Source organism: Paraburkholderia sediminicola (assembly GCF_902859805.1).
Lineage (GTDB): Bacteria > Pseudomonadota > Gammaproteobacteria > Burkholderiales > Burkholderiaceae > Paraburkholderia > Paraburkholderia sediminicola.
In genome coordinates this window covers 360,977-387,050 of the sequence record NZ_CADIKC010000004.1, presented here as the reverse complement: position 1 = coordinate 387,050, position 26,074 = coordinate 360,977, and the positions used below count along the sequence as shown (strand labels likewise).

Below are 26,074 nucleotides of genomic sequence, written 5' to 3'. Positions count from 1 at the left end.
AACTGTACTGACCCAAGTCGGCCCGATGTGTGCACTCAGCGACCGATGGCCCGCCCTTAACCTGTTCTCCATCGAATGCGCATTGCCAGGTCGCCCCGTAAGGAGCTTCCGATGCGCAAAAACTGGTTCGAATGACACGAGATCGGCATACAGGGAGGTTGGGCACCATGAATCTGCTAGAAGCCATGCGGATTTACGTCAGGGTGGTTGAGCGAGAGAGTATCTCCGGCGCGGCGCGGGACCTCAATATGGGGCAGCCGGCCACGAGCGAACGCATCGAGCGGCTGGAGAAATACCTGGGCTGTAGGCTCCTGCTCCGTAGCGCACGCGCTTTCAATTGCACGCCCGAGGGCGTCACGTTCTACGAGCGTAGCAAAGCGATTCTGCTCGCCGTGGAGCAGGCTATCGCTGAAGTATCGAACGACGAGGAGGGTCTCAAGGGGACGATTCGTATCGCGGCGCCTCATTGTTTTGGCGAGACGGTGGTGCCGGAAGCGTTGACGCTGGTGCGTGCAGCCTATCCGCAACTGGATCTGGAACTGGTTCTGAACGACCGGGTCGTGGACCTCGTGACGGAGGGCGTCGATATTTCGTTTCGTCTTGGGCAACTTGGCGAAGGGGCATTCATTGCGCGTCAACTTGGCCAGGTTGGGCGTGTTCTCGTCGCCTCGCCAGGCTATCTGAGTCAGCACGGTCCAATCACGGAGCCATCCGAGCTGGTCAAGCATCCGTTCATCCGGGTCCAGGGCATGTTCGGCACCGACCAGTTGCCGCTCAGGCACATGGCGACCGTTGTGGAGAGCGCACCGATCCGTACTGCGATCAAGACCAGTCATTGGCGGCCCATGTATGAAATGATCCTTTCGGGTGCCGGCATCGGCGTGCTGGAAGAGCCGGCGTGCGTCGATGCGCTTGCAGAGGGTCGGCTCGTGCGCATACTGCCGGAATTCGAGGTGCTGCCCTTCGATCTGAACCTGTTGATTCAGGCGCAACGTCCGGTGCCGCCACGGGTACGGATGCTGGTCACGATGTTGAGAAAGTGCGCGTCGGAAATTCTGGAGAGGGTGCACGTCGACTGTGGCGAAGCGACGAATCGCTTGGAAATACTTCCCGACGATGACGTGTCCGCACTTCTAACGCCATCGTTGCGGGCCTGAGCACGCAACGATGGCTGAGGCCGGGAGATCTGGCAACCCCCGGGCAACCTTCAGCAACCGATAGCAGGAATCGGAAGGCGCTTACTCTGCCTGCGTCAACGACACCGACGCTTCGCTCGTCAGCATCAGGAATGTCAGCGTCTCGCACAGATAGAGGCGCACGACGGTGTCGGTATGGCTCACGTATCCGATCGACAACTCTTCGCCGAGATGTAACTCGAAGTCGCCGCCGCGTGTGGACAACACGCTGCCGCCCGCAAGCGCGGGCGCCCAGATGATGTCGCCGTTCACGATCCGCTTGATGTGCTCGATCACCGGATAACCCTGATCGCGCGCCTCGCCGAGCGCTGTATACGCGTCAGCGCCGAGCAGCACGGAATAGGGCCCGTCGACGCCGGCAAGCCGCAGTTCTTCGAGCGCATTGCTGATCGTGTTCGGATAATCGCTGATGTCGGCCGGCAGTGCGAGCGACGGATTCGACGAGCCTTCACGAAGCCCGCCAATGCCCGCAGCCTTATATCCATCGAAAATCGCGCGATCTTCGGCGTAGGCGAGCTGTTTGGCGGCTTCCTTCGCGGGCTGCCAGTCGGCATCTTTCGCACCGCGCACGACGCTGTCGATCGCTTCGCGCTGCAGCTCGAACGGCACGGTCAACTGCACGAGGCTCTTGACCTCAGCCAGCTTCGCCACCACGCCCTGCTGCGGCGCGGCGATCGCGATCTGATGCCCAGTGCCGACGCCGGACAGTTCGGTTCCACCAGGACCCTTGACGTCGACCACACGACGGCCGGCGACGCTGCGCTTGAACGTGCGGGCCACTTCATCTTCGAGTTGCGACCAGGCGGCACGGGAGATGGGGGCAAGCTCGCGATGCAGATTATTCATGTTGAGAGATTCCCTTGAGAGAGCCAATATTCAGCGAGCCGTCGTGACGCGGCTCAGCGGATGAAGACGGTTCAGGCGATTGCTCGACAACGGCCGCGGCCGCTTGCGGATCGCGATCCGCAAGCGCCTCGAGCAAGGTGGCCGAGGGGATGAAGAAGAGGTTGCCCGTGACCGCGCGGCTATAGTCGAGCAGCCTGTCATAGTTGCCCGGCGGGCGCCCGACGAACATGTTTTTCATCATTTGCTCGATAGGCTCGGGCGAACGCGCATAACCGATAAAGTAGGTGCCGAACTCGCCCATGCCGGGGCGGCCGAATGGCATGTTGTCGCGGAGGATTTTCACTTCCTCGCCGTTCTCGGTGATCGTGGTGAGCGAGCTATGTGAACAGGTCGGTTTGACCGCTGCGTCGAGCTCGATGTCGGCCAGTTTCGTGCGGCCGATAATGCGCTCCTGGGTCTCGACGGAGAGCGAGTTCCAGCCGTTCATGTCGTGCATGTACTTCTGCACGATGACATAACTGCCGGCCTCGAACTCCGGGTCCTCGTCACCGATGCGGGTGAAATCGACAGCCTCGCGACCCTGCGGATTCTCGGTGCCGTCGACGAAGCCCACCATGCTGCGCAGATCGAAGTTGCGAAAACCGTGTACTTCGTCGATGACCGAGACGGCGGTACCGAGCCGTCCTGTCAACTGCGTGGCGAGCTCGAAGCAGAGATCCATCTGGTCCGCGCGGATGTGCAGCAGGATATCCCCCGGCGTACTCACGGCGCGACGCTCGCCTGCGCCGAATTCGCGGAACGGATGCAGGCTCGCCGGGCGCGGGGCGCCGAACAACGTGTCCCACACGTCGGAGCCAAAGCCGACCACGCACGACAGGTTGCCGGAGGGGACGCGCTTGCCGACTGAGCGCACCAGGGCAGCAACGTCCCCGCACCACGCGCGCACCTGTTCAGCGGGCTCCTGGCCTGCCGCGAGGGTCGCGACGATGAAGATCGCGCTACGTGTGATGTCATTACAAACGGCTTGCGATTCTGGGATGTCTTTGGGCATCGGATTAAATATTGATGAACCGTTATTGATTCCGGGGATGGAGCGAATGCCTTTCCGCCTTCGTCATCATCTGTCTAAGGCGCGCGCAAATTTTTCGTCCGCGTGAAGGAAGTACGTGTGCTGCTGCAATCGCCGCAAGTACACATAAAGCGTTGCTTCGTCATCAGGAGGTGCGCGGAGATACGTGACATTGTCGATGTTCAACTATGCGTCCAGAGATGTTATACCGCCCAGGCACATTATGGAAACAGTGCAAAGGATCTGGACGAGTCCGAATGCGGCATCCCGAAGCCGGGCGGGCGACCCGATTGCGTTTTGCATGCTTGCCGGCGGGGCAACGTATCAAGCGGCGTGCGGCGAGATCATGCGCCGATAAGGTTCGACATTGTTTTGTCGTAAATCTCTGCTTCTCATTCGATACTTTATATCGGACCCGGTGGTCTTTTATTCTCCTGTCATATCGTTACCATCCGTTCAAGGCTGTCTATCGCAGCAAGAAAGGCGGCGCCTGATAATTCGCATTGCGAATGGAGGTGAGGTGCGGTGAATCTGCTCGAAGCCATGCGCATCTACGTCAGAGTGGTTGAGCGTGGGAGTATCTCCGGCGCGGCGCGAGACCTCAATATCGGGCAGCCGGCCGCGAGCGAACGTATCGAGCGGCTGGAGAAGTATCTTGGCTGCCGGCTCCTGCGCCGAAGTGCGCGCGCATTCAATCGTACGCCCGAAGGCGTTAAATTCTACGACTGTAGCAAGAGGATCCTGCACGCAGTGGAAGAGGCGGTCGCTGAAGTGTCGAGCGACGAGCATGCGCTCAAAGGAACGATTCGTATCGCGGCGCCTCATTGTTTTGGCGAGACAGTTGTGCCGGAAGCGTTGACGCTGGTGCGTGCAGCCTATCCGCAACTGGATCTGGAACTGGTCCTGAACGACCGGGTCGTCGACCTCGTGACGGAGGGTGTCGATATCTCGTTTCGTCTTGGGCAACTTGGAGAAGGGGCATTCACTGCCTATCAGCTGGGGCAGGTTGGGCGCGTTCTTGTTGCCGCGCCAGGCTATATCAGCCAGCATGGTCCGATCACCGATCCATCTGAGCTGGTCAAGCACCCGTTCATCCGGGTCCAGGGCATGTTCGGCACCGACCAGTTGCCGCTCAGGCACATGGCGACTGTCGTGGAGAGCGCGCCGATCCGTACGGCGGTCAGGACCAGTCATTGGCGGCCCATGCATGAAATGATCGTTTCGGGCGTCGGCATCGGGGTACTGGAAGAACCGGCATGCGTCGATGCGCTTACAGAGGGCCGGCTCGTGCGCATACTGCCGGAATTCGAGCTGCCGCCATTCGAACTGAATCTCCTGAGCCGGACCCAACGCCAGATACCCGTGCGGGTACAGCTGATTGCGACGATGCTAAACCATTGCACGCCGGAAATCCTCGGCAGAGCACACGCTGAGGTCAAGGCGCACTTCGACCGATACCATGAATCGGAAATAAACAAATGGCGCGCGATGCGAAAGTCACTATCTTTGATAGACAACGTTGGCAGATCAAGGAGCTATCAAATGGCACAACAGTTGATCGTCGCCGTTTTCGACAGTGTGGACGTCGCCGAAAGAGCCGGTCGGGATTTCCGGAATTTTGAGGAAAAAGACCTTGGTTTCAAAATCGAGAGCGGCGTGCTGGTTCAAAAAGACGCAACAGGTAAGCTGATCCTGCTCGACAAGCAAACCCGGCCGTTTTGGGGCACAGTGATCGGTGCGCTGACGGGCGGTTTGATCGGGATGCTTGGCGGACCGGCAGGGGCGCTACTTGGCTTCACGATAGGGGCGAGCGGTGGGCTGGCCGAGCATGCGATCAGGGACACGTTCGACGACGACCTGGTCGCATCGATATCCGGCAAACTGACCCCTGGCCACGTGGCATTCATCCTCGAGGCGCAGGAGGCGTCACCGTTTGAAGTCGACAATATCGTGCTCGGTTATGGCGGGAGCGTTTTTCGCAAGCCACTTGCCTGACCGGGTGCATTCTTCAGGAGTAACCGGACATGGCCGTATCTACCGAAGAAGCGATCACCCGTGAAGCGATTGAAGGACTCTATCGCGCCTTCGAGCAGAAAAGCGTCGCGTTGTTACGAAAGGTCGTTACCCCAGATTGGGAATATATTCCCGAACCTGCCGGGGCGGCGCCGGGACCTGAGCAGATGGTTCAAATATTTGCCAACATCGCCACAGCGCTGCCGGATATGAAAATCACCATTCTCGACGTGCTGATTCATGGAGACCGGGTGGGCGTTCGCGCAGAGATCACGGGCACGCAAACCGGAAAACTACTGGGCATTGCTGCAAGTTCCAAACACATCAGTTTCGCGATTCACTCTTTCCATCAGATGCGCGGAAATCTGATTGCGAAGACGTGGCACCTCGAAGATTGGTTATCGGTGTTCCGGCAACTTGGACAGTTGCCGCCTACGCTTGAGTAATCTTGAGTTGCGCGAGGATGGACGTATAAGCGCCGCGCAAGGTGCCGATGCTAGTGACGCATTGCTGCAGCGACGAGAAGATGAAACGGGAGCACGAGTAGCGCCGTTCCGCCGACGCCAAGCAGCCACAATGCAACGAACCACAGCAGGCCATGGCGAGGTGTTTTACGGGTATCACGGCTTACTTGGGGCATGGCGTGGCTCCTGTCGGCGAGTGCTCCATTTGCCTGATTCATTCTAGGCGAATGGATTGCCCGAATCCATCTTAAAGCAAACGAGCGAGGCGCGGCGAAGGATTGACCTTCGCCGCGCCTCGCTCCGCTTTGAATGCCTGCACGCTTCGATGCGTTACCCGTTCCTGATGCTTCAGAACCGGTGCTGAATCCCCGCCGTGACACCCGTTTGCGTATCCGCCGCGCCGGTCAGATCACGCGACAGACTGACCGCATTGTCATGCTTGGCCATCGCATAACCGCCCGCCATATACAGCACCGTGCGCTTCGACAAGGCGTACTGCGCGCGCAGCGAGAACAGCGTCGGATCGGCGTCGCTCGCGTCCTTGATGTCCTGATGGTAGACCGCGGCAAACAGCGAAACGAACGGCGTCACATCGTATTGACCGCCGACCCAGTACATATCGCTGCGCAACGTCGGTGCGGCAGTGTGGAACGTGCGCCGATAGTTGCGATAGCCGGCCATTGCCTTCACCGTGCCGAAGTCGTAGCTCAAGCCTGCGTGAATGCCTTGAATGTAGTTGGTGGTATCTGCTGGCGTCACGCTGTCGTTGGCGCCGTTCTGCCGGTCGAATGTGGCGACGACGGCGAACGGACCGTTCTCGTAGCCGAGACCAAAGTCGTACTTGGAACTCGACTTCATGCTGCCCGGCACATTGCCGAAGCCGTACATGGCACCGAGCTTGAAGCCGGAGAACGTGCCGTCATAGCGCACGGAATTGGCCGAGCGCGAGAACAGACCGTCCTTACGTCCCCCGGTGGCGGTGGATGACGTCGCCCACGAGTAGTTCGGCGCGTAACCCATCGGGTCGAACTGCAGCATGTAGTCGTAGGTGGTCGTGAAATTGCGGCCGAGCGTGATTTGCCCGAAGCGGTTTTTCAGACCGATCGTGGCGCGGCGGTCGAAGATGGCGCCGGGACCGTCGTCGAACTGACCGTTCGCGACGTTGATGCCGCTCTCCAACTGGAAGACCGCCTTCAATCCGCCGCCGAGGTCCTCGACGCCACGCAGGCCCCAGCGCGAGGTGTTCTTGCCGCCCGAGACGAGACGCGTAGCGCTGCCGTCCTTGCTCGCGTGATTCACGTATTCGACGCCCGCGTCGACGATGCCGTACAGGGTCACGCTCGATTGCGCGTGCGCGGTTGCTGCCAGTCCGGCGAGGCTGGCGCATGTTACGCCGAGGGACGCCTTCGTCATACTCCACTTCATCAACAGTCTCCTGTGGTTGGTTTATTCACTTCGGTTGGGGATGCGGTGTGGCTGGGCCTATCAGCACGTTTGAACTTGCTTCAGCTCGCCTGTGCGAATGCCCAGCAATCGTTGGCGGGGAATTCGATCCAGTGACGGCCTGCCGCGCGCGGCACATGTCCGAAGGCGCGCAGGCGCAGATCGCCGCAATGGAACAGGTATTCCCAGCGATCGCCGAGATACATCGACGTGATGAGCTCCGCCTCGAGGCGGTTCGCGCCAGGGCCATCGGCGACCTGCACGCGTTCGAGGCGAATTACGGCCTGCGCGTTTTGCCCAGTGGTGAGCGCTTCGCGCGCTTGCGCCTGCAATTGCCAGCCGTCGCCGGCCAGCGTCACGCGTTCGCCGTCGACTGCGGCAACACGCGCGTCGATCCGGTTATTGCTGCCCATAAATTCGGCGGTATAGAGCGAGCGGGGCGCGCCATACAGTTCAGCGGGTGTGCCTTCCTGTTCGATGCGGCCGTTGCGCAATAGCAGGATGCGGTCGGACATCGCCATCGCTTCGGTCTGGTCGTGCGTGACGCACAATGCAGATAAGCCGAGCGATACGATCAGTTCGCGCAGCCAGGCGCGCGCTTCTTCACGCAGCTTGGCGTCGAGATTCGACAGCGGTTCGTCGAGCAGAATGACAGGCGGGTTGTAGACCAACGCCCGCGCAATTGCCACCCGCTGTTGCTGGCCGCCGGAAAGCTGATACGGATAACGCGCTGCGAGATGACCGAGGCCGAGTTGGTCGAGCGCCGACTGCACACGCTTTTTTTGTTCAGCGCTCGACACACGCCGCAACTTCAATCCATAGCCCACGTTGTCCGCCACCGTGCGATGCGGCCACAGCGCATACGACTGAAACACCAGCCCAAGCGAACGTTGTTCGACCGGCAGATCGACTTTGGAAGCACCGTCGAAAAACACCTTGCCGTCCAGTTCGATACGGCCCGAGGAAGGTTGTTCGAGTCCTGCGACCGCGCGCAGCAGGGTGGTCTTGCCGCTGCCCGACGCGCCCAGCAGGCACACCACTTCGCCGGGGTTCAGTTCGAACGACACGCCCTTCAGGATCGGGTTGTCGCCATAGCTGAGAAACAGGTTGTCGACCGAGAGCTTATCCATGCAATTTCACTCCGAAGCGCAGAGCGACGCCGAGTCCGACGCCGACCATCGCGATGTTGATGACAGAAAGCGCCGCGACCTGATCGACCGCGCCGGTCGCCCACAGCGACACGAGTAGCGCGCCGATCACTTCCGTGCCGGGCGAGAGCAGATAGACGGCAGTCGAGTATTCGCGCTCGAAGATCATGAAGATGAGCAGCCATGCCGCGAGCAGACCGAAACGCACGAGCGGCAGCGTCACGTCGAGACTGACGCGTGCCCGCGTGCCGCCGACGCTGCGTCCCGCTTCTTCGAGTTCCGGCCCGACTTGCAACAGCGCGCTTTGAATCAGGCGCATGCCGTACGCGAGCCACACGACCGTGTACGCGATCCAGATACTCCACATGGAGTTCTTCAGTTCCTTCAGGCCGGGCACGAAGAGGAAGATCCATAGGAAAGCGAGACCGGCGAGCAGGCCGGGCACCGCACGCGGCAGCAGCACGAGGTAGTCGAGCAGACGCGTAGCCCAATCGTTGCGGCGGTGGCCCGCAAATGCGACCAGCGAATAGAAGCCCACTGCAAGCGCGCCACCGATCACGCCGATGCCGAGCGTATTGAGAATCGCGCGGACCAGGTTGTCCTGTTCGAACAGTTCGGTGAAGTTGGCGAGCGTCAGTACTTCGGCCAGATTCACGCCTTCGCCCCAGTTGGTGACGAACGCGCGCAGCGTGATGCCGGAGAGCGGCACGAACACCGTGAGCAGCAGCCACAGCGCGACGATTGCCAGCGCAACCCAACGCCATGCGCCGAGCGGCAATACGGTCTGACGTCCCGCTTTACCTTTGACTGTGACGAAGCGGTTGGCGCTCTTCAGCAGGCGCCGTTGTAGCAGCACCAGCGGGAACGTAATCGCGACGATGCACACGGCCACCGCGGCCATCAGGTGATACGAGGGCACGCCGAGTTTGTTGGTGAGCTTGTACAGATACGTCGCCAGCACGAGGTGTCCTTCAGGGTCGCCGAGCACGAGCGGCAGGCCGAACACTTCGAAGCCGAGGAAGAACACCAGCACGCCGGCGAATAGCAGGGCGGGCAGCGTCATCGGCAAGCTGACGTCGAGCGCGACACGGAACGGCCGCGCACCCGCAACGCGCGCCGCTTCTTCAACATCCGAGCCGAGATTGCGCAGCGCCGCCGACGAATACAGGTACACGTGCGGCACATGCGTGAGTCCGACGATGATCGTGATCGCGAGAATCGAGTACACGCTCCATGGCGCCTCGGCGGCACCGAACAGTTCCTTCCACCAGACCGAATAGAAGCCGACCGGTCCGGCCGCGACGACATAGCCGAATGCGAGCACCATCGGCGAAACGAATACGGGGGTGAGCAGCAGCGGTTCGAGCCAGCGGCGGCCCGGCAGATCGGTGCGCACCATCAGGAACGCGAGAATGCCGCCGAGCGGGATCGAGATGAACAGCATCCCGGCCGCGATGACGAAAGAGTTTTTCAGCGCGGACCAGAAGTCGGGGTCGCTGAAAATGAATTCGAATCCGGCAAGACCGAGCGTGCGTTTAGCGTCGAAGAACGGCGCGTTCAGCACGCTCTGGAACAGAATGAAGCCGAGCGGCAGCGCCACCGCGACGGTCAGCACCGCGACGACGAGCCAGCGCAGCAGCCCCGCCAACGGCTGCAGACCGCCGCGCGGCAGCGCGCCTATCGTGCCGCCGTCGGCCGCGAGAGGTGGTGCGTCGCGGTGTCCGGTTGCGCTAGTGGAAAGCATGAGTGTCCCCCTGCAGCGTGAAAGCCGCATATCGACAGGTAGTGAAAGAAGGCGTGGTGCCCGCGTGTTTCGGCGCGGACACCGTCAGATCAGTGGAGGTTTAGCGCTTGATCGACTGTTGCCATTGCTTGAGGAATTCAAGCCGCTTGGACTGGTCGAGATAGACCAGCAGGCCGGCGCCGATCGGGATCGGTTTGAGCGAGTCGCCGAGTTGTTTCGTGAGACCCGCCATCGACGTTTCCCCGTCCACGTCCGCGCGAATCGAGAACAGGCTGGCCTGGTTCGCGAGCAAGGTCTGACCGCGTTGCGACAGCAGGTAATCGACCCACAGCTTCGCGGCGTTCGGGCTTTGCGCCTTCTTCGAAATCGTCACGAGGCGGCTTACCACCAGCGTGTAGTCCTTCGGATAGACGTAGCCGATCGACGGGTCTTTCTTCGCTTTGGTGAGCGCGTACGAACCGAGAATGTTGTAGCCGATCAGGTTTTCACCCGAAGAAATACGCTCCATCATCGCGCCGGTACTCGATTGCAGTTTCGGGCCGGTTGCGCCCATTGCTTTCACGAGATCCCACGTGACTTGCGGATTGACGCGCGCATCCTGCGTCAGATAGTTGAAGCCGACGCCGGATTTTTCGATGTCGTACGTGGTGACCTTGCCTTTGAACTGATCCGGCTTGCCTTGCAGCAGCTTGATCAGATCGGCGCGCGTTTGCGGCACTTCGCCGGCCGGCAGAAGGCGCTTGTTGTAGACGATCGCCAGCGGCTCGTACGTGGTGCCGTACGCCTGCTTCTGGTACTGCGCCCATTGCGGCAACTGCTTCGCTTCGGGCGATTCGTAGCTGGCCATCAGGCCGTCGTTGACGAGCTTGACCTGCAGGTCCATCGCCGAGCTCCACAACACGTCGGCGCTGGTGCTGCTGGCCGCGTTTTCGCTGATGTAGCGGTTGTACAGCTCTGTGCTGTTCATGTCGTTGTACTCGACCTTGATGCCATACAAGCTTTCAAAATCCTTGATGAGCGGGCGCACCAGAGCGGTGTCCGTGACCGAATACACGATCAGCTTGCCTTCCTTCTTTGCCCCGTCGACGGTGGCCTGGTAATCGCTGGGATAACCAGCCGGAAAGGCCGCCCATGCTGAGTTTGCGGCGAATGCAACAGCTACGGCGAGATACTTCAAAGAGATTTGCACGTCTTCCTCCAGAAAACATTGTGTTTGTTTTGTGTAGGCGAATGGTAAGAGACGCGTGCTTTCTGAATGCTTTCAGTTTTCGAAAGAAATGCGTCACAATGGTCGAATTCGCCTCATGGATTTCCCTGGGATTCTGTTTATGCGTGTGCTGCTCGTCGAAGACAATCCAATCCTTTCCCGCTCGCTAACCGATGCGCTGACCAGCGCGAAACTCACCGTCGACTGCATGCATGACGGCGAGTCCGCCGACCACGTGTTGCGCACGCAGGACTACGCGCTGGTGATTCTCGATATCGGCTTGCCGAAGCTCGACGGCCTCGAAGTTTTGCGTCGTCTGCGCGCGCGGCGCAACGCGGTGCCGGTATTGATGCTGACCGCGCATGGTTCGGTGGAAGAGCGCGTGCGCGGCCTCGATCTCGGCGCCGACGATTACCTCGCCAAACCCTTCGCGCTCACCGAACTCGAAGCGCGTGCTCGGGCGCTGCTGCGTCGCAGTCACGGCCAGGAACCGCTGCATGCGCAATGCGGCACGCTGCTTTACGACAGCGTCGACCGCGGCTTCACGCTCGATGGCGAGCCGCTCGCGTTGACGCCGCGCGAACGTTCGGTACTCGAGGTGCTGATCCTGCGCAACGGCCGCGCGATCAACAAGGACACGCTCTCGGAGAAAATCTTCGGACTCGATGAATCGGTGAATGCCGATGCCATCGAGATCTACGTGCACCGCTTGCGCAAGAAACTCGAGCGCAGTTCGGTCGGCATCGTCACGCTGCGCGGGCTCGGCTATCTGCTGGAAGCGAAAGACGCATGAGGCGGCCGAATCTGCGCGTTCGCGTCGCGCTCTGGTTGTTGCTGCCGCTGCTTCTGCTGCTCGCCTTCGATGCATGGCTCACTTATCAACGCGCAATGAACGCGGCGCATGCGGCCTTCGATCGCACGTTGGAGTTTTCGCTGCGCTCGATACGCGACGGCATCCGTTTGCGTGAAGGAGAGATCGAAGTCGATCTGCCGTATCTCGCGCTGGAGATGTTCGAATCGAACGGTGGCGGCAACATCTACTATCAGATCCGCGAGGAAGGTGGCCGGGTGGTGACCGGTTATCCGGATCTGCCGTCGGGTACGAAGGCGCTGGCAGAGCCCTACAGCGTGCAGTTCTACGACGACGTGTTTCGTGGGCGTCCGCTGCGCATCGCCATGCTGAGATTGCCGGTGCACGACGTGCCGTCGGCGCAGACACGCGTGGTTATGGTGCGGGTCGGCGAAACGATTGAGCAGCGCCAGGCGTTGGCGCGCGAGATTCTGACCGGCTCGCTGCAACAGGAGTTCTTGCTGGTCGTGCTTGCGCTCGGCATCGTATGGTTGGGTGTTGCGCGTGGCTTGCGGCCGCTGAACCGCTTGTCGGCGAAAGTTGCGGCGCGTGCTGAAGACGATCCGACGCCGCTTGATACCGTGGGCCTGCCGAGCGAAGTCGCGCCGCTGGTCGATTCGATCAATCAGTACATTGGGCGCACGCAGTTGATGCAGTTGTCGCGCAGGCGATTTTTTAACGACGCCGCGCATCAGTTGAAGACACCGCTTGCGGTCATTCAGGCGGAGTCAGAGCTGGCGTTGCGCGATATCGACGGCGGCGAAGAGATATCGAACGGCAATCGCCGCCAAGGCGTGCATTTGCGGCGGCTGAATCGCGCGGTGCAGCAGGCGGTGCGCATCGTGCAGCAATTGCTGTCGCTCTCGCGGCTCGATGCGGACAGCGGTTATACGGTCAAGCATGCCGCTGTGCCGCTGCATAAAGTGGCGCGCAACGTGACACTCGACTGGTCGCCGGTAGCGCGCTCGCGTGGTATCGATCTCGGCTTCGAACAGGACGTGCGTATCGACGTGATGGGTCAGGCCGATCTGCTGGCGGAACTGGTCGGTAATCTGATCGACAACGCGATTCGCTATTCGGGCGATGGGGCGGTGATTACCGTACGCGTTGCATGCGAAGCTGAGCAACCGTTGTTGCAGGTGATCGATAACGGGCCGGGGATCGCAGCAGGTGAACGCGATGCGGTGTTCGAACGGTTCTATCGCAGCGAAGCGACGCAGGCGGTCGAGGGTAGCGGGCTGGGTTTGTCGATCGTGCGGGAAGTCGCGCGGGTGCATGGCGCGCTGATCGCGTTGAGCGATGCGCCCGGCGGCGGGCTGGTGGTTAGCGCGCTGTTCCCGACGGTAAAGGCAAAGTCCGCATGACGGTGGCGCCGCAACCGCAACCGCACGCTATGCGCGGATAGTGAAGCTCTGCGCGTAAGCCTCGGATGCCGTGTCGCTACCCCACACCTTACCGTCGATTAGCACTTGAGAACCCTCATCTCCTGGCACCGCGATGCCGACGCGTGCGGCTGCCTCACGATACAACTGCGTCTGGTTGATTTGCGCGGCGATTTCAGCGTAATCCGTGCGTGAGTCGATCATGCCCCAGCGTTCGAACTGCGTAAGGAACCAGGCACCGTCGGCGGCGCGGGGGTAGTTCACCGCGCCGTTGTCGAAGAACCGCATTGGCAGGCCGCGTGGCGCCGAGGCGGCAATCTCGTTGCCAAGCCGCGCCGCGATCAACGCTTCATCGATGCCGATAAATTCAGGACGCGCGAGCCAGCGTGCAATTTCCTCGCGATGTCCCGCGCCGTCGAGCCATCTGCAGGCTTCAAGCATCGTTCGCACCAGCGCTTGCGCCGCATTCGGATTGGCACGAACAAAATCGCGCCGGCACGCCAGCACTTTCTCGGGATGATCCGGCCACACTTCGCTCGTGTAAGCGACGGTTCTGCCGACGCCTTCCGCTTCGGCCATTGCGTTCCACGGCTCACCGACGCAGAAGCCATCGAGCCTTTCTTCCGCAAGCGCGGCGACCATTTGCGGCGGCGGAATCGCGACACTTTCGATATCGCGCAACGGATGCACGCCTTGCGACGCGAGCCAGTAGTACAGCCACATCGCATGCGTGCCGGTGGGGAAGGTCTGTGCGAACACCGGCTTGCGGTCAAGCGTCGCCAGAGCCTTGGGCAGCGTGCCATGTTCGGCTAATGCGTCGGCGAGACGGTTTGACAGGGTGATCGCCTGGCCGTTGCGATTGAGCACCATCAGCACGGCCATATCCGTTTGCGGGCCGCCGAGGCCCAACTGCACGCCGTAGACGAGACCGTAGAGCACATGCGCTGCATCGAGATCGCCCGACAGCAGTTTGTCGCGCACGGCGGCCCATGACGGCTGCCGGCACAATTCCAGCGTCAAGCCGTGGGCGTGGCCGAATTCGAGCAGCTTCGCGGCGACGAGCGGCGCGACATCGGCTAGTGCAACGAAACCGAGCCGCAGATGGGTTTTCTCGAGCGGCGCAGGCGCGGACGATGGAGCGAGGGAGTTGGGAGAGTTCATGTGCGGCGCTTCATTTGAGCGAGTCGGCCGCCGCGACGACGGCGCGTGCGACTTCGGCGAGTTTGACGCCCTGGTTCATTGCGCGCTTGCGCAGATTGGCATAGGCGGCGTGTTCCGTGATCTTCAGTTGATCCATCAGCAGACGTTTGGCGCGATCGATCAGCTTGCGTTCGGCGAGTTCGTTTTCGACTTGCGCGAGGCGTTCGCGCAACTCCGATTCCTGTGCGAATCGTGCGAGTGCGACTTCGAGGATCGGCGCCAGCCGTTCCGTGGCGAGCCCTTCGACGAGATAGGCCGTGACCCCGGCGCCGACCGCGTCGCGGATCAACTGCTGGTTCGTGTCGTGACTGAACATCAGCACCGGACGTGGCGCCGTGGCGTTCATCACTGCGAGTTGCTCGAGCGTGTCGCGCGAAGGCGATTCCGTATCGATGATGATGACGTCGGGCCGCTCGCTCTGAACCACGCGATGCAATGCTTGCGGCGTCGCCGTACCGGCCAGCATCTCGTAGCCGAGTCGTGCGAGGGCATCGCGCAGATCGCCTATCGGCTTGTCGGTATCGGTTACGAGGAGAACACGCAGCATGGAGTGTGGGTTATGGGCGGCTGGATACTGATAAAGCAACCTGTATGCCAGAAGACGGGCGCTGCGATGAAAGTAGTGCAATCACGGACTTATGGATCGTGCAGAGAACGGGGGCCGCACCCGAACGGGGCATGCGAACGGGATGCACCTAAGCGGCGCATGAGGTCTGAACATTGAGCGGACAACTCGCCGTGGCTTGGGTGTCACGGCTCTGGGGCCGCCCGTTCAGGAATCCCCGGCTTTGACACCACCGGTCGTGAGGTCCAATCTCAAGGAACACCAGGTTGGGCTGTCGGGGCGTCACCCCACAGTTGCAGCGCGGCCTGCACTTCTTCGACAACAGGATCCCACTCACCCAGTTCCCGCTGCCGGAACAGGCGCATTGACGGATACCATGGACTATCGGTTCTGCTGGTCAACCATCGCCACTCGGCGTAGGCCGGGATGAGTACCCAAACGGGAAGCCCTGCCGCACCGGCAAGATGGGCGGCCGACGTGTCGACGGTAATAAGAAGATCAAGCGTCTGCAGTATTGCCAGCGTGTCGGTAAAGTCGTCGATTGCGGGTCCCAGCGTGTGCAAGTGGTAGTCACGTGCGAGGTCTTTGCTCTCGCCCTCGCGGGGGCCTTTCTGTACCGAATACCACGTTGTACCCGCAAGTGCGAACAGGGGCTTTAACGCATCAATCCGAACTGACCGGAAACGGTCGAGCGCATGATGAGGGCTGCCTGCCCAGACGATGCCGATGTGCTTGGTTTTTGTCTGCGTTTTACCTCGCGAGATGGTTTCGATTTGATCTCGCCAGCGCTGCACCTTTTGCGGCGTGGCCGTGAGGTACGGCATTGCAACAGGGAGCATGGGCAAATCGAGTTTCATATGCTCCGGCATCCTTAGCATATGGCACCAGTAGTTGTAGTGGCCGGATGGCAGGGCGGTGAATACGGATCGCACGCTCTTCATACAGGCAGCCAGTTCCGCTATTGGCCGGCTAACCAGCACATCAACCGTTGCTCCCTGCCGATGCAGCCAATCAGAGAATCTTAGGCACTGGATTTCATCGCCGTGTCCCTGCTCGCCAACAAGCAGGAACCGGCACCCGGCTACCGATTCGCCGTTCCACTCAGGGAAGGTCGGTCGAAACTGTTCTTCTGCTTTGCCGGGTAGGGCGTAGAACCATCGGTACCGTTTCCAGCCTTCTTCATATTCGCCCAGCCCAAGTTGCACGCCCGCAAGTTGAAATTGCAGGTATGGGTTGTCGGGCAGGAGGCGTGCCGCTTCCATGCTGTGCGGCCGGCTTTCCGCAAGCTTGCCCCGTATGCTGAGTGCGCGAGCCGCGTTGTGATGCAGGAGAGTGTGGTGTGGATCGATCGCGAGACCTTGCCTCGCGACACTGAGCGCGTCGTTGAAACGATCGTGGGTGTTCAATACGAAAGCGAGTGACTTGAGTGCTTCGGCGTCGCCGGCAAAGCGGATTCTGATCTGGTTGATAACGCCATCGAGTTCGCGAGTGCGGTTGGCAATTGCCAGGGCCGCGACCAGCTCAAGCGCGTCTTGCAGGCTGGCGGGGTCGAGCGCCCACGCGCGCAGCCAGTAGTTCGCGGCCTCGTCGATCCGCCCGATTTGCGCAGTGATCCGGGCCAGGGCGCGAGTCGCATGATGCAATCGCGGTTCGATTTCAAGGGACTTCTGATAGTGGATGATTGCCTCATTGATGCGACCGGTCGCGCGCAGACAGTCGGCCAGGTTTCTGCGAAGACTCGCGGTGTCGCCGGTCAAATGCAGCGCGCGACGATAGAACGCTTCAGCCGACGCATGGTCACGCTTCAATGCGGCCAGTAGTCCTGCGTGTTCCCACAACTCCGCCCGCTCAGGGGCGGCTTGCAGTGCCTGCTTCACGTAGTCGCGCGCCCGATCTATTTCGTCCGTGTGGACACAGATGAGGCACAGACGGTGCAGCGCGTGAGCGTCGCGTGGGCGCACGGTTAGCACTTGCCGATATGCGATCATCGCTTCCGTCATTCGCCGCGCGGAGAAATGCGCATCCGCACGCGCGACGACAGCGTGCACGTCTGTGTCATCGTGATTCATTGCTTGGCTCGGGGGATGGTAGTCATACGCCCCTGCGATCCGCAGCCACGACGCAGGGGCATGATTCTGGCGCAGGCGACTTATTGCGTGTAGGTAGCCAGGAGAGAAACGCCACTCAACTGTGTGCTGGCAGTAAGAATGGCGTAGTAGGTGCCAGGCGTCGGGTTGGAGATCGTGCAGGTGGCGGCGCCTCCTCTCACCATGATTGACTGGCAGTCCGGGTAGAGCTTGGAGGGTGTGCCCGCGCGTATGTACAGGCCGGCGGTTTGGCTGGCTGTCCCGGGTGTCAATGTAAAGGTCAGGCTCCTGGTGCCTGCCGGTACAGCCAGGCCATAGTGCAGCATTTCGCCGCCGCTGGCCGAGAGCATCAGCGGGGTATTGGCGCTCAGGTCCGTGACATTCGGAGGCAGCACCTGGAACGGACGCGTCAGCGTACTTGCCGCTCCGGTGCTATCCGTCACGGTGAACGTGATTTCGTAAGTGCCAGGATAGTCATAGTTCGCATATGGCGTGACCGATTGGGTGCGTACCATATCAGGACCACCCATGCCGAAATTCCAGATCCATGACTTGATTGGTGCGCCTCTGGCAGTGGACAGGTCTTTACACGTCACCTGCATGATCATGCGCGATTGCGAACATGTGAAGTCCGCTACCGCTGGAATTTTCCCGGACCTGGCGGCCATGACGGTTGCGGTCGCATCCAGAATGCCCGCCCCGATCGGCTGATCCGGCTTGCCCTTGGGAAACGGTTGCACGCTCTGCGTGAGCAGGGTTCGTATTTCCGCCGGCGTTAAGGGCGTAGGTGCCACTGACTGGACAAGCGCGGCAACGCCGCTGACCATCGGCGCGGCCATCGACGTGCCGGAACTGTATCCATACCCTTCATTGCCCGGGGCGGCGTTTCCGTTGTTATACGTTGACCAGATCGAGTCGCCAGGCGCAGCAAGATCCACGGCCGGCCCGAAGTTCGACACGACATACCTTAAGCCAGGCCGGTTATTCGCGCCGACGTTGATCACGTTCCGGCAGTTCGCCGGCGAGAAATTCGTCGCGCTGGAGCTATTATTTCCAGCTGCTGCGACGACTACCGCGCCTCGACTGGTGGCGTAATCGATGGCATTCTGAAACGTCGTGCCGCAGGCGCCGCTGCCGCCAAGACTCACATTGATCACCTTTGCGGGGTAAGCGTTACCAGGGACTCCTGCGACACTTCCACCCGCTGCCCACACAATGCCGTCAGTGATGTCAGAGGTAAAGCCAATTCCGCACGCATTCATTACCCGGACCGGGACGACCTTTGCCGCGGGCGCAACACCGGCAATGCCGCCGCCGTTGTTAGTCAGCGCAGCGGCGATGCCCGCCACGTGGGTGCCATGCCACTGGACCGAACAATTCTCCGTCGTGATGCCGGGATTGGTGCCGTTGCCGCCCCGGTTGTTCGCGGTGAAATCGTAACCGGGCAGCACGTTGGCATTCAGATCGCTGTGACTGGTGACGCCGTTGTCCACCACTGCGATCACGGAACCGGCGCCGTTTGCCACATCCCATGCACCTTCTGCCCGTATGCCCGCCGTCGCGATGCCGGGTTTCTGGTTGGAGGTTAAGCCCCATTGCTTGCTGTATTCCGGATCGTTCGGAACCATCGTCGTGGACATTTCCGTGTCGGGTTCTATGTATTCGACGTTTGGGTCCGAGGCAATGGCGCGCATGAACGCCCTCGCATCTTTGCCGTTCAGTTTTCTCCCGGTTGTCACCAGGTCGGAACCGATGCCCATGCGGCGCAAATGGCGTGCTCTCGCAGGGAATGCATTCTCCAGCCGGTCCAGTTTCGACTGAACGGCCGAGGTGGATCTGTCTTCGGCGGTGCCGGTTTTATATTTGATAATGAAGCGGTCGTTGGACCCTTCTGATGACAAACCGCTCGTGTTCATCTTCAACGACATCGGTAGTGGAACGCTGTCGGACGAAGCCGCCAACGCCGCGGTTTGTTCAAGTGTCGGTGTTGTCGTGGCGGCAGCCGTATTGGTGTAGTTGTCGCTGCCGTTGTTGCCGCCACACGCTGTGAGTACCAGCGAAAAGGATAGACAGGCCGCACTGCTCAACAAGCGGCGCGTTTTTATGTTTGACCACAGCGTGCCGATACCTGTTACGGCGTTGAGGGCGCTGTTCCGCTTGCCCCCGTGTTTCTCTTTCTGCATCTCTTTTCTACCTCGTACGACATAGAAATGATTGCCCCTGTTTGTGAGTAGTCGTACCGCGGACATAAGCCCGGATCCACGAGCGCGCGCCTATCTTTGCGCTTCTCGCACCGGCTATGTTTCGACTGTTTCAAGATTCCTGACTAACCATCGTGGGTGGCGTCTTGTGCTGTGCGCCATCCTCCGCCGTTGTCAGTTAGCTCTCTGATTTCTTGTAGTTACGCTCGTTGAATGGCGCGGACAGGATAATAAATAGCTTGAGCGATATAAGCTATCGGGCTTTTCTATTTGTTCGTCGGATAGTTTGCCGGGTGTGTAGGACCGCCGACGCGGGTTAGTCGCGCGGTCGGGCGGTCTCGCAAATCTCGCAATCTCGTAAGTCGGGGCAGGCTAACCGACCGACTCAGGTCGTCTGGCCGAGAGCGGAATTACGCCTGATCGGGCAAGGTGGCGGAAGGAAAGAAGCGCACCAGATCAATACCATTCCCCGTAACTCCGGGGCGAAAACAAACCGCTGACGGCAATCATGGCGGCGACGCCGACCGCCAGCATGACCCAGACGGCCCAGAATCCGCCGCTCCAGATCCGAGCGATCGCTGCCAGAACGGGTGTGACGGCGGCCACAATAAATCCGACTCCCTGAGTAAACGCGACCAGTTTTCCCGCGACGCGATGATCGGCCGAATGATCCATGGCCGTGACGAGCGTCAGCGAGAACGTCCCGCCAAGTCCTGCGCCGGCAACGCCGGCCCAGAGCAATGGCGCTGCATCGGGCCACAGGATCAACCCGAGCAACCCGGTGAATTGAGCGGATAACCCCATAACCAGCCACGGCCGTCGATCCCGAAACGACGCTGCGGCCAGCGGAAGCAATAAAGCCGACGCGGCCTGAAACACCGTCATGCCCGCAAGCAACGAACCGCTATCCGCGACACTCACGCCGCGTTGCTGATAGAACGCCGGCAACCACGCGATGAGCGTCGTATATCCACCGTTGACGATTCCGAAGTAGAGGCCAAGCGTCCACGCGCGCCGTTTGCGCCACAGCGGACGAGTCATCGCGTTTGCCGGAGTGGTTTGCACCGCGGTGCCGGGTGATGATCCGCGGTTCAACCCCAGCCAGCACAGCAGTGCAGCGACAGCGGGAATAGCCCATGCCGCAAGCCCGGCATGCCACGATCCCATTGCTGCGCTCACCCATGGACTCAAGCGCGCCCCGAGCCCACCGCCCCCCATGATCGATGCCGAGAAAACCCCCATCGCCAGCGGCACGCGTGCCGGGAAACGCTGCTTCATGACGGCGGGCAGCAGCGCCTGGATTGCGGCAACACCGACACCCGCGAGTGCCGCCGTCGCAAGGAGTGCTGCGCCGCTCGTGGTCGACCAGCGTGCCCCGCAGGCAAGCGCGATCGCCAGCAAACCGAGCGCAACGCCGCGCGTTTCGCCGATCGACCGGGTTAGCGCACCCGCGCCGAACGCCCCGATGCCCATTGCGACGACCGGCAGGCTGGTCAACAGCGATGCGCCGTAAAAGCTCAAGCCGGTCGCGTCGCGGATCGTCGTCATCAAGGGGCTGATCGACGTCAGCAGGGGCCGTAGGTTGATGCCGATCACCACAATCGCACACAGCCATAGCGCGTCTCGCCACTTGAGCGCGTGGGATGCGTCGTCGGTATGGGCTGGGGTCGGGCTGGCGCTGGAGTGCGAATTCACAATGGACCTGAAGGCGAGAGTGGGCGACACCTTGCAAGCGGGAAGAGGACGCTGCGGGGCGCTGCGCGACCGGCGGCGGCAAGGCGGATGACGAGGCGCGAACAGGCTGAAAAATACCGTGCGCGACTATTTTGGTTAACCATAATATCATGGCATGGTTAACCATTTTTCTGATGCCCGGTATAAGTCCGAGCGCTCGCGGATGGCGCCTGCTATCGCGCGTCGCTACAATGCCGGGCGATATCGCTCCGTTCTCCATTACTGAACTCATGGCCTCCCGTTCCTCGCGTACGCCGTCCGTCTACACCGGCACACCTATCCGCAGCGCGCCCGAAGACGACTCGATCAGCGTCGAAGAGCGCATTTATGCGTCGATCACCGCAGCCTTGCTGCAAGGCCGTCTGCGGCCGGGCGCGCAACTGGTCGAGCGTGATCTTGCCGCGGCGTTCGGTTGCACGCGCGGCGCATTGCGCAAGGTGCTTGCGCGGCTGGGTTTCGAGGGCAAGCTGGTGCTCGAGGCGAATCGCGGCGCGTTCGTGCCGTCGCCATCGGAGGAAGACATTCGTCAGGTGTATCGCGCCCGGCAGATTGTCGAGGCGGGTATCGTCGCGGCTTTGTGCGGGAGCTTGAGCGCGGCTCACAAGCGCCGCCTGCGCGCCCATGTGCGCGGCGAAGAGAAGGCATCACGCGCCGGCACCGTCGAGGAATCCGTGCGGCTCGCGGGCCAGTTTCATGTGTTGTTGACGGAACTGGCGGGCGGGACGGAATTACTCGGCCTTGTCGGGCAGCTCGTCGCGAAGACGGAGTTGTACAAGGCGTTGTTCGACCCGTCGAAGGGTTCGGCCTGCTCGGCAGACGAGCACATGCAGATTATCGAAGCGCTCGATGCGGGAGACCTGCATGCAGCTCTCGCGGCCATGCGTGAGCATCTGTGGGAGCTGGAGGAGCGGGTGGTCGAACAGGTGCGCAAAAGCGCCGCAGGAGCAGATCTCGGTGCGGTGTTCGGGGTGTAAGAAGGGAGGGGTAACGCATGCGACGCCGCGGCGCGCCGCTCAGGCTCGAGTCAACGAATCAAGCCGGAGAAGGCGCGCGAAAGGCTTCGCGAACAACCAGATAGCAACAATTGACCACGCCCGGACCGGTCATGAAACAACTCAGGAAACGGTCAGCGTGCCGCCCGCCTTAACGGCGACGGAATTGCGTATTGCGTGCGCCGCCACCACCGGTGGCGCGCTCGTCTTTGTGACGGAAATTGATCCGACCTTTGGTCAGATCGTAAACCGACAGTTCCAGCGTCACGCGGTCGCCCGCGAGAATACGAATGTGATTCTTGCGCATGCGGCCCGACGCGTAAGCGCCAACCACGACGCCGTTGTCGAGCGTCACGCGGTAACGACTGTCCGGAAGTACTTCGTCGACGATACCGTCAAGTTCAAGCAGTTCTTCTTTCGCCATGCATAACTCCTGGTCGATGGGATAAGTGGGTGTTGGCCGCGCAGTTAAGCTCGGCGCAACATCTGATACGGTTGACAGTTGGCTTTCAGGCCAGCTGCGCTGCGATAACAGCTGATTCGCTGATAGTACCGCTCAAAGATCGGCGACGGACTGGCCGTCTACACGGCCGTCGATCAATTGCTCGGCGTGGGCCATGCACGCAATGCGCGCCTTGCCCGTGCCGTCGAACGGAAACAGGTACTGCAGACGGAACACACGCCCGTCGGCTGCCGGATTGGCGCCCACGCGGCAGATGCGCACCGACGCGTCGTAACCTGCGTCCGGATTGCGGCCCGTCTGACCGTCCGCCGGGCGGCGCGGATAGACGAGCGGGTGAATTTCGTAACCCTTATACGTCTTGACAACTGAATTCATGAAGCACGTGTCCTGTATTACGTGGTCGCCGTGTCACGCGTGTTACGCGCGGCACGACAGACCCGGCAGCGCAGCACCTTGGGGCGCGCCGCCATGGAAAAAGGTTGGCACAGGCCCGATGGCAAGGGCATGAGCGCGGCCGCGCAAAATCGCGGATTCGATGGAGAAGAAACACGCTGATGTCGCGCAGACATCGGGCGCGTAAATGAACCACTCAGCTGCACAACTCGCGACGGCGAATGCAGGCGGCGCATTGCCGGAGTGACGGGATCGCTGACAGGCAGCGGTCGAACAGTCGGGGGTGGTGCGGAGACGCCGATTGATACTGTGCTTGGTACTGCCGCTTGTGTTCCCGCGCTGTATTCCCCGATAACGCGGATGCGGAATACAGCTATTCCAATATGATGCACTAAATGGGGCTAATTGGATAGCAAAAAGTTCCGCGCGCGGGCAAACCGCCCAGCCGGCGGGGCTTTGGGCGAAAAAGGGCTACCGCGAACGGTGCGCCGCGGTATGAGCGGCGCGCCGGGTGTGAATTCGCCTTGTGAGGGCGGTGGCGGGCGGGCTTCAGCGGGTGGTTTCGGCGACGCGCTTTTGCAGCTCGCGTGAAGCGGCGAGCGGGATGCGCGCATCATCCCAGCCGGCGAGCCATTCGACTTCCTTCGAGGTAAAAATCTGTCCGTGATTGCGCAGCGTGTATTGCAGCGAATCGATGATGTGATTGCGGATGATTTCGGGCGTGCCTTCGTCATCGAGCACGGCGCGAAACGCTTCGAGCGTAGCCATCTGTTGCTCCGTGAAATAGTTGGTTCTTTTATCGCACGAAAAAAAAGCGCCCGCCAAGCGAACAAAAATCCCTGGGTGCGGATGCAACAACTGGAGCGGGGCGGCGGCGCGTCGTCGGGCGCCCATCAAGGCCGGTGGCGTGATGCGGCCCCGCAATAAAATAATGGCTGCGCTGGTGCCGAGCCGTTGCGGTCGTCGCCGGCGATTGGGGTCGTTACAATGGCGAGTTGCAGCGCGCGGCCGTCCGCCATTGTTGTGCTTGCCTCGCCTGCCGGCCATAACCTCGGCGTCCCTTTTTAGCTCAATCAGGCTAAAGCGGGGCCGCTTCCCTGGAACACTGCGATTTCTCAATGCGCAAGACAACCGTCTCTCCTGTGAAAGACCTGCTGCTGGACCGCTACGCACCCATCGCAGACGGCATCGCGGCCTTGTTCTATCCGTGTGCCGAAGTCGTGATTCACGACTTGCGCGATCAAACCATCGCGTATCTCGTGAACAACCTGTCGAAGCTCGAAGTCGGTGGTCCCTCGGTGCTCGATGAAGTCCACTACGCGGCACGCGGCCGGACGATTGGGCCGTACGAGAAGCTCAACTGGGATGGCCGCCGCATGCGCTGCGTGAGCAACATCCTGTTCGACGACGAGGGCAAGCCGGCTGGCATGCTGTGCGTCAACTTCAACATCGCAGTGTTCGAAGATGTACGCTCCACGCTCGATCTGTTCATCAAAGGCGGCAATCTGACGGACGCGCCCGCGGAGGAACTGTTTCGCGACGACTGGCAGGACCGCATCAATACGTTCTTGCACACCTGGCTGCGCGAGCGGCAAATCGGCATCAATGCACTCACGCGTGAACACAAGCGGGAAATCGTTGAGGCGCTGCATGCGCAGGGCGCGTTTCGCGGCCGTAGTTCAGCGAACTACGTGGCCGCCGTGCTGACGATGGGACGCGCTACCGTCTATAAGATTCTGAAGCAGATGAAAGAGGGCGGCTGAGGGCTCTGATCACCGGTCGGCTAGTGCTGCCTACCGCGTGGCCCGGCAATGAGCCGATGATTGAACAGAGCTGCAAGCCGATACGCCCCGGAGATCAAGCTCGCACTGCGGGAAGAATCACCGCGTCCAGCTGTGCAGTCCCATTTGGGCGCCTTACCACTGCATCGTCGTGTCGATTCGTGTTCCCCGTTTGATGAACAGGGTGACCGGCGTTTTCTCGCAGATCTCGCCAAGGCGTTTGCGCTGGCTATCGTCGAGAGGCCCATCGACGGATACTGTGCGCCGAATGTATTGACCGCCGTCGCGCTCGACGTGCAATTGTGTGTCGACCTTGATCCGGCCGCCCGGCCATGCTTTCTTCTGCATGTACATCCTGAGTGTTGCAGCGGTGCATGCCGCGAGACCTGAAAGGACGAATTGAAAGGGCGCCGGGCCGCTATCCTGTCCCCCTTCGCGGGGCCCTTCATCGCCGAGCAGGCTATGTGTGCCTGCATCGATTTTGACGACATAGTTGGGTGAATCGGCGTCTGAGGTGGCGGTTGCGATTGCGAGAGTCATCATTGTCCTCAAGGGTGTCACGTCAAAAGATTGAGCGCATGCACATCCCACGGCCTGGATGGACGCGCGTAGAAATGCGCCGGGCGAAGGTTTCTCTGCAAGTGTTGGCGACAACGTAAGCCTGCATCAGTGATCTATCGCGGTCCAGCACAGGTTTACAATGGCAGCCGCAATAAAACCACGTGCTCCGCTTCGGAGGACGTCGGCCCGTTTATCAAAGATTCCGTTGATCGGGACAGGAGTAGTTGAATGGTGCGTTATCGACACTACAAAGGCGGCATTTACGAACTGGTTTGCGAGGCCACGCTCGAGTCCGATCCCACGGTCACGATGATCGTCTACACAGCCAGCAATGGTACGATCTGGACCCGTCCGGCTTCGGTATTTTTCGAGCTGGTCGAAGTCGACGGCGCCAAGGTACCGCGCTTCGCGCCGATCAACTAGGCTGCCTCGTTCAAGCAATCGGCATCACGCTTGCGCTCGAAGAACGTGTGCCGCCAGGTCAATACAAACAGGAAATCCGAATGCGTCTCTTGCTTGCCATCATTCTGCCGTGGTTCCAGTTCTTTACGATCGGCCGGCCTTTTGCCGGGATCATCTGTCTGATCCTGCAGATCACCCTGATTGGCTGGATTCCGGCCGCGATCTGGTCGGTGTATGCGCTGAGTCAGTACAACACCGACAAGAAAATCGCCCGGGCGATGGGCAACGGGCGGTAAGGCCGAATGCTATGCCGGCGGCGCGAGGCACTGTCCT

25 protein-coding genes and 1 pseudogene are annotated in these 26,074 nt (G+C 60.9%); 10 read left to right on the top strand and 16 right to left on the bottom strand.

Going from position 1 to position 26,074, the window contains the following annotated elements:
• The first annotated feature begins 167 nt into the window (after positions 1–167).
• Positions 168–1,157 carry a LysR family transcriptional regulator gene (locus R8871_RS17715; RefSeq protein ID WP_175051606.1) on the top strand — a complete coding sequence of 330 codons (990 nt, stop codon included), beginning with the start codon at positions 168–170 and terminating at the stop codon, positions 1,155–1,157.
• Positions 1,158–1,238: 81 nt separating this feature from the next.
• Here R8871_RS17715 and R8871_RS17710 read toward each other — a convergent pair whose 3' ends face one another.
• A complete protein-coding gene (locus tag R8871_RS17710) occupies positions 1,239–2,042 on the bottom strand; it encodes a family 1 encapsulin nanocompartment shell protein (RefSeq protein WP_175051605.1) in 804 nt (267 codons plus the stop codon).
• The gene (locus R8871_RS17705) at positions 2,035–3,093 is read right to left on the bottom strand and encodes a Dyp-type peroxidase (protein WP_175051604.1); all 1,059 of its coding nucleotides are present in this window, start codon (positions 3,091–3,093) and stop codon (positions 2,035–2,037) included. The genes R8871_RS17710 and R8871_RS17705 overlap by 8 nt, the downstream gene beginning before the upstream one ends.
• Positions 3,094–3,636: 543 nt before the next feature.
• Between R8871_RS17705 and R8871_RS17700 the strand changes: the two are divergent.
• The 3 genes and pseudogenes from R8871_RS17700 to R8871_RS17690 all read left to right on the top strand — a co-directional run.
• Positions 3,637–4,545 (top strand): annotated as a pseudogene (locus R8871_RS17700) (LysR family transcriptional regulator); the annotation flags it as partial.
• Between the two features lie 54 nt (positions 4,546–4,599).
• Positions 4,600–5,106 carry a DUF1269 domain-containing protein gene (locus R8871_RS38715; protein ID WP_322789518.1) on the top strand — a complete coding sequence of 169 codons (507 nt, stop codon included), beginning with the start codon at positions 4,600–4,602 and terminating at the stop codon, positions 5,104–5,106.
• Between the two features lie 29 nt (positions 5,107–5,135).
• The gene (locus tag R8871_RS17690) at positions 5,136–5,570 is read left to right on the top strand and encodes an ester cyclase (protein ID WP_175051603.1); all 435 of its coding nucleotides are present in this window, start codon (positions 5,136–5,138) and stop codon (positions 5,568–5,570) included.
• A 50-nt stretch (positions 5,571–5,620) separates the two neighbouring features.
• On the opposite strand, the gene R8871_RS17685 is transcribed toward R8871_RS17690, so the two are convergent.
• From R8871_RS17685 to R8871_RS17665, 5 genes are all read right to left on the bottom strand, one after another.
• Entirely contained in the window at positions 5,621–5,764 is a 144-nt protein-coding gene (locus R8871_RS17685) for a hypothetical protein (RefSeq protein WP_175051602.1), read from the bottom strand.
• A 172-nt stretch (positions 5,765–5,936) separates the two neighbouring features.
• Positions 5,937–7,013 carry a porin gene (locus R8871_RS17680; RefSeq protein ID WP_175051601.1) on the bottom strand — a complete coding sequence of 359 codons (1,077 nt, stop codon included), beginning with the start codon at positions 7,011–7,013 and terminating at the stop codon, positions 5,937–5,939.
• A gap of 80 nt (positions 7,014–7,093) precedes the next feature.
• Positions 7,094–8,161, bottom strand: a complete 1,068-nt coding sequence (locus tag R8871_RS17675) for an ABC transporter ATP-binding protein (RefSeq protein WP_175051600.1) — start codon at positions 8,159–8,161, stop codon at positions 7,094–7,096.
• Positions 8,154–9,923 (bottom strand): ABC transporter permease, encoded by a 1,770-nt coding sequence (locus R8871_RS17670; RefSeq protein WP_175051599.1) that lies wholly within the window; start codon positions 9,921–9,923, stop codon positions 8,154–8,156. Before R8871_RS17670 ends, R8871_RS17675 begins: the two co-directional genes overlap by 8 nt.
• A 100-nt stretch (positions 9,924–10,023) precedes the next feature.
• Entirely contained in the window at positions 10,024–11,112 is a 1,089-nt protein-coding gene (locus R8871_RS17665; RefSeq protein WP_175051598.1) for an ABC transporter substrate-binding protein, read from the bottom strand.
• A gap of 139 nt (positions 11,113–11,251) precedes the next feature.
• Between R8871_RS17665 and R8871_RS17660 the strand changes: the two genes are divergently transcribed.
• Positions 11,252–11,923 (top strand): response regulator, encoded by a 672-nt coding sequence (locus tag R8871_RS17660; RefSeq protein ID WP_120345163.1) that lies wholly within the window; start codon positions 11,252–11,254, stop codon positions 11,921–11,923.
• Positions 11,920–13,344 carry a sensor histidine kinase gene (locus tag R8871_RS17655; RefSeq protein WP_175051597.1) on the top strand — a complete coding sequence of 475 codons (1,425 nt, stop codon included), beginning with the start codon at positions 11,920–11,922 and terminating at the stop codon, positions 13,342–13,344. Before R8871_RS17660 ends, R8871_RS17655 begins: the two co-directional genes overlap by 4 nt.
• A 27-nt stretch (positions 13,345–13,371) precedes the next feature.
• On the opposite strand, the gene R8871_RS17650 is transcribed toward R8871_RS17655, so the two are convergent.
• The 5 genes from R8871_RS17650 to R8871_RS17630 all read right to left on the bottom strand — a co-directional run bounded on the left by R8871_RS17650 (position 13,372) and on the right by R8871_RS17630 (position 21,110).
• Positions 13,372–14,523 (bottom strand): CmpA/NrtA family ABC transporter substrate-binding protein, encoded by a 1,152-nt coding sequence (locus R8871_RS17650; RefSeq protein ID WP_175051596.1) that lies wholly within the window; start codon positions 14,521–14,523, stop codon positions 13,372–13,374.
• A 10-nt stretch (positions 14,524–14,533) separates the two neighbouring features.
• Positions 14,534–15,109, bottom strand: a complete 576-nt coding sequence (locus R8871_RS17645) for an ANTAR domain-containing response regulator (RefSeq protein ID WP_175051595.1) — start codon at positions 15,107–15,109, stop codon at positions 14,534–14,536.
• A gap of 269 nt (positions 15,110–15,378) precedes the next feature.
• Positions 15,379–17,196 carry a tetratricopeptide repeat protein gene (locus R8871_RS17640; protein ID WP_175051594.1) on the bottom strand — a complete coding sequence of 606 codons (1,818 nt, stop codon included), beginning with the start codon at positions 17,194–17,196 and terminating at the stop codon, positions 15,379–15,381.
• An 80-nt stretch (positions 17,197–17,276) separates the two neighbouring features.
• The gene (locus tag R8871_RS17635) at positions 17,277–19,397 is read right to left on the bottom strand and encodes a S8 family serine peptidase (protein ID WP_217468902.1); all 2,121 of its coding nucleotides are present in this window, start codon (positions 19,395–19,397) and stop codon (positions 17,277–17,279) included.
• 474 nt (positions 19,398–19,871) lie between these two features.
• Complete coding sequence (locus tag R8871_RS17630) at positions 19,872–21,110, bottom strand: cyanate transporter (protein WP_175051593.1); 1,239 nt, start codon at positions 21,108–21,110, stop codon at positions 19,872–19,874.
• A 269-nt stretch (positions 21,111–21,379) separates the two neighbouring features.
• Here R8871_RS17630 and R8871_RS17625 point away from each other — a divergent pair, with 269 nt between their 5' ends.
• On the top strand, positions 21,380–22,123 hold the full coding sequence (locus tag R8871_RS17625; RefSeq protein WP_246287610.1) for a GntR family transcriptional regulator: 744 nt from the start codon (positions 21,380–21,382) through the stop codon (positions 22,121–22,123).
• Positions 22,124–22,292: 169 nt separating this feature from the next.
• Here the strand turns inward: R8871_RS17625 and infA are convergent, their stop codons facing one another.
• The 3 genes from infA to R8871_RS17610 form a co-directional block, all read right to left on the bottom strand.
• Positions 22,293–22,565, bottom strand: coding sequence for a translation initiation factor IF-1 (gene infA, locus R8871_RS17620; RefSeq protein WP_012427521.1), 273 nt, complete (start codon positions 22,563–22,565; stop codon positions 22,293–22,295).
• 132 nt (positions 22,566–22,697) lie between these two features.
• Entirely contained in the window at positions 22,698–22,979 is a 282-nt protein-coding gene (locus R8871_RS17615) for a hypothetical protein (RefSeq protein ID WP_093635985.1), read from the bottom strand.
• Between the two features lie 567 nt (positions 22,980–23,546).
• The gene (locus R8871_RS17610) at positions 23,547–23,765 is read right to left on the bottom strand and encodes a hypothetical protein (protein ID WP_028194708.1); all 219 of its coding nucleotides are present in this window, start codon (positions 23,763–23,765) and stop codon (positions 23,547–23,549) included.
• A gap of 350 nt (positions 23,766–24,115) precedes the next feature.
• On the opposite strand from R8871_RS17610, the gene R8871_RS17605 reads away from it, so the two are divergent.
• Positions 24,116–24,760, top strand: a complete 645-nt coding sequence (locus R8871_RS17605; protein ID WP_054036018.1) for a helix-turn-helix transcriptional regulator — start codon at positions 24,116–24,118, stop codon at positions 24,758–24,760.
• A 153-nt stretch (positions 24,761–24,913) separates the two neighbouring features.
• Here R8871_RS17605 and R8871_RS17600 read toward each other — a convergent pair whose 3' ends face one another.
• Positions 24,914–25,318 (bottom strand): OsmC family protein, encoded by a 405-nt coding sequence (locus R8871_RS17600; RefSeq protein WP_175051800.1) that lies wholly within the window; start codon positions 25,316–25,318, stop codon positions 24,914–24,916.
• Between the two features lie 249 nt (positions 25,319–25,567).
• On the opposite strand from R8871_RS17600, the gene R8871_RS17595 reads away from it, so the two are divergent.
• Positions 25,568–25,762 carry a DUF1653 domain-containing protein gene (locus R8871_RS17595; protein ID WP_175051592.1) on the top strand — a complete coding sequence of 65 codons (195 nt, stop codon included), beginning with the start codon at positions 25,568–25,570 and terminating at the stop codon, positions 25,760–25,762.
• 80 nt (positions 25,763–25,842) lie between these two features.
• Positions 25,843–26,037 (top strand): YqaE/Pmp3 family membrane protein, encoded by a 195-nt coding sequence (locus tag R8871_RS17590; protein ID WP_028194701.1) that lies wholly within the window; start codon positions 25,843–25,845, stop codon positions 26,035–26,037.
• Positions 26,038–26,074 lie beyond the last annotated feature (37 nt).

Coding starts and splice junctions, on each gene's coding strand:
- R8871_RS17590 (WP_028194701.1), top strand. CDS start 25,843: ATGCGTCTCTTGCTTGCCATCATTCTGCCGTGGTTCCAGTTCTTTACG.
- R8871_RS17655 (WP_175051597.1), top strand. CDS start 11,920: ATGAGGCGGCCGAATCTGCGCGTTCGCGTCGCGCTCTGGTTGTTGCTG.
- R8871_RS17595 (WP_175051592.1), top strand. CDS start 25,568: ATGGTGCGTTATCGACACTACAAAGGCGGCATTTACGAACTGGTTTGC.
- R8871_RS17610 (WP_028194708.1), bottom strand. CDS start 23,765: ATGGCTACGCTCGAAGCGTTTCGCGCCGTGCTCGATGACGAAGGCACG.
- R8871_RS17645 (WP_175051595.1), bottom strand. CDS start 15,109: ATGCTGCGTGTTCTCCTCGTAACCGATACCGACAAGCCGATAGGCGAT.
- R8871_RS17690 (WP_175051603.1), top strand. CDS start 5,136: ATGGCCGTATCTACCGAAGAAGCGATCACCCGTGAAGCGATTGAAGGA.
- infA (WP_012427521.1), bottom strand. CDS start 22,565: ATGGCGAAAGAAGAACTGCTTGAACTTGACGGTATCGTCGACGAAGTA.
- R8871_RS17680 (WP_175051601.1), bottom strand. CDS start 7,013: ATGAAGTGGAGTATGACGAAGGCGTCCCTCGGCGTAACATGCGCCAGC.
- R8871_RS17710 (WP_175051605.1), bottom strand. CDS start 2,042: ATGAATAATCTGCATCGCGAGCTTGCCCCCATCTCCCGTGCCGCCTGG.
- R8871_RS17600 (WP_175051800.1), bottom strand. CDS start 25,318: ATGACTCTCGCAATCGCAACCGCCACCTCAGACGCCGATTCACCCAAC.
- R8871_RS17650 (WP_175051596.1), bottom strand. CDS start 14,523: ATGAACTCTCCCAACTCCCTCGCTCCATCGTCCGCGCCTGCGCCGCTC.
- R8871_RS17640 (WP_175051594.1), bottom strand. CDS start 17,196: ATGAATCACGATGACACAGACGTGCACGCTGTCGTCGCGCGTGCGGAT.
- R8871_RS17675 (WP_175051600.1), bottom strand. CDS start 8,161: ATGGATAAGCTCTCGGTCGACAACCTGTTTCTCAGCTATGGCGACAAC.
- R8871_RS17660 (WP_120345163.1), top strand. CDS start 11,252: ATGCGTGTGCTGCTCGTCGAAGACAATCCAATCCTTTCCCGCTCGCTA.
- R8871_RS17625 (WP_246287610.1), top strand. CDS start 21,380: ATGGCCTCCCGTTCCTCGCGTACGCCGTCCGTCTACACCGGCACACCT.
- R8871_RS17685 (WP_175051602.1), bottom strand. CDS start 5,764: ATGCCCCAAGTAAGCCGTGATACCCGTAAAACACCTCGCCATGGCCTG.
- R8871_RS17605 (WP_054036018.1), top strand. CDS start 24,116: ATGCGCAAGACAACCGTCTCTCCTGTGAAAGACCTGCTGCTGGACCGC.
- R8871_RS38715 (WP_322789518.1), top strand. CDS start 4,600: ATGCGAAAGTCACTATCTTTGATAGACAACGTTGGCAGATCAAGGAGC.
- R8871_RS17670 (WP_175051599.1), bottom strand. CDS start 9,923: ATGCTTTCCACTAGCGCAACCGGACACCGCGACGCACCACCTCTCGCG.
- R8871_RS17635 (WP_217468902.1), bottom strand. CDS start 19,397: ATGCAGAAAGAGAAACACGGGGGCAAGCGGAACAGCGCCCTCAACGCC.
- R8871_RS17705 (WP_175051604.1), bottom strand. CDS start 3,093: ATGCCCAAAGACATCCCAGAATCGCAAGCCGTTTGTAATGACATCACA.
- R8871_RS17715 (WP_175051606.1), top strand. CDS start 168: ATGAATCTGCTAGAAGCCATGCGGATTTACGTCAGGGTGGTTGAGCGA.
- R8871_RS17615 (WP_093635985.1), bottom strand. CDS start 22,979: ATGAATTCAGTTGTCAAGACGTATAAGGGTTACGAAATTCACCCGCTC.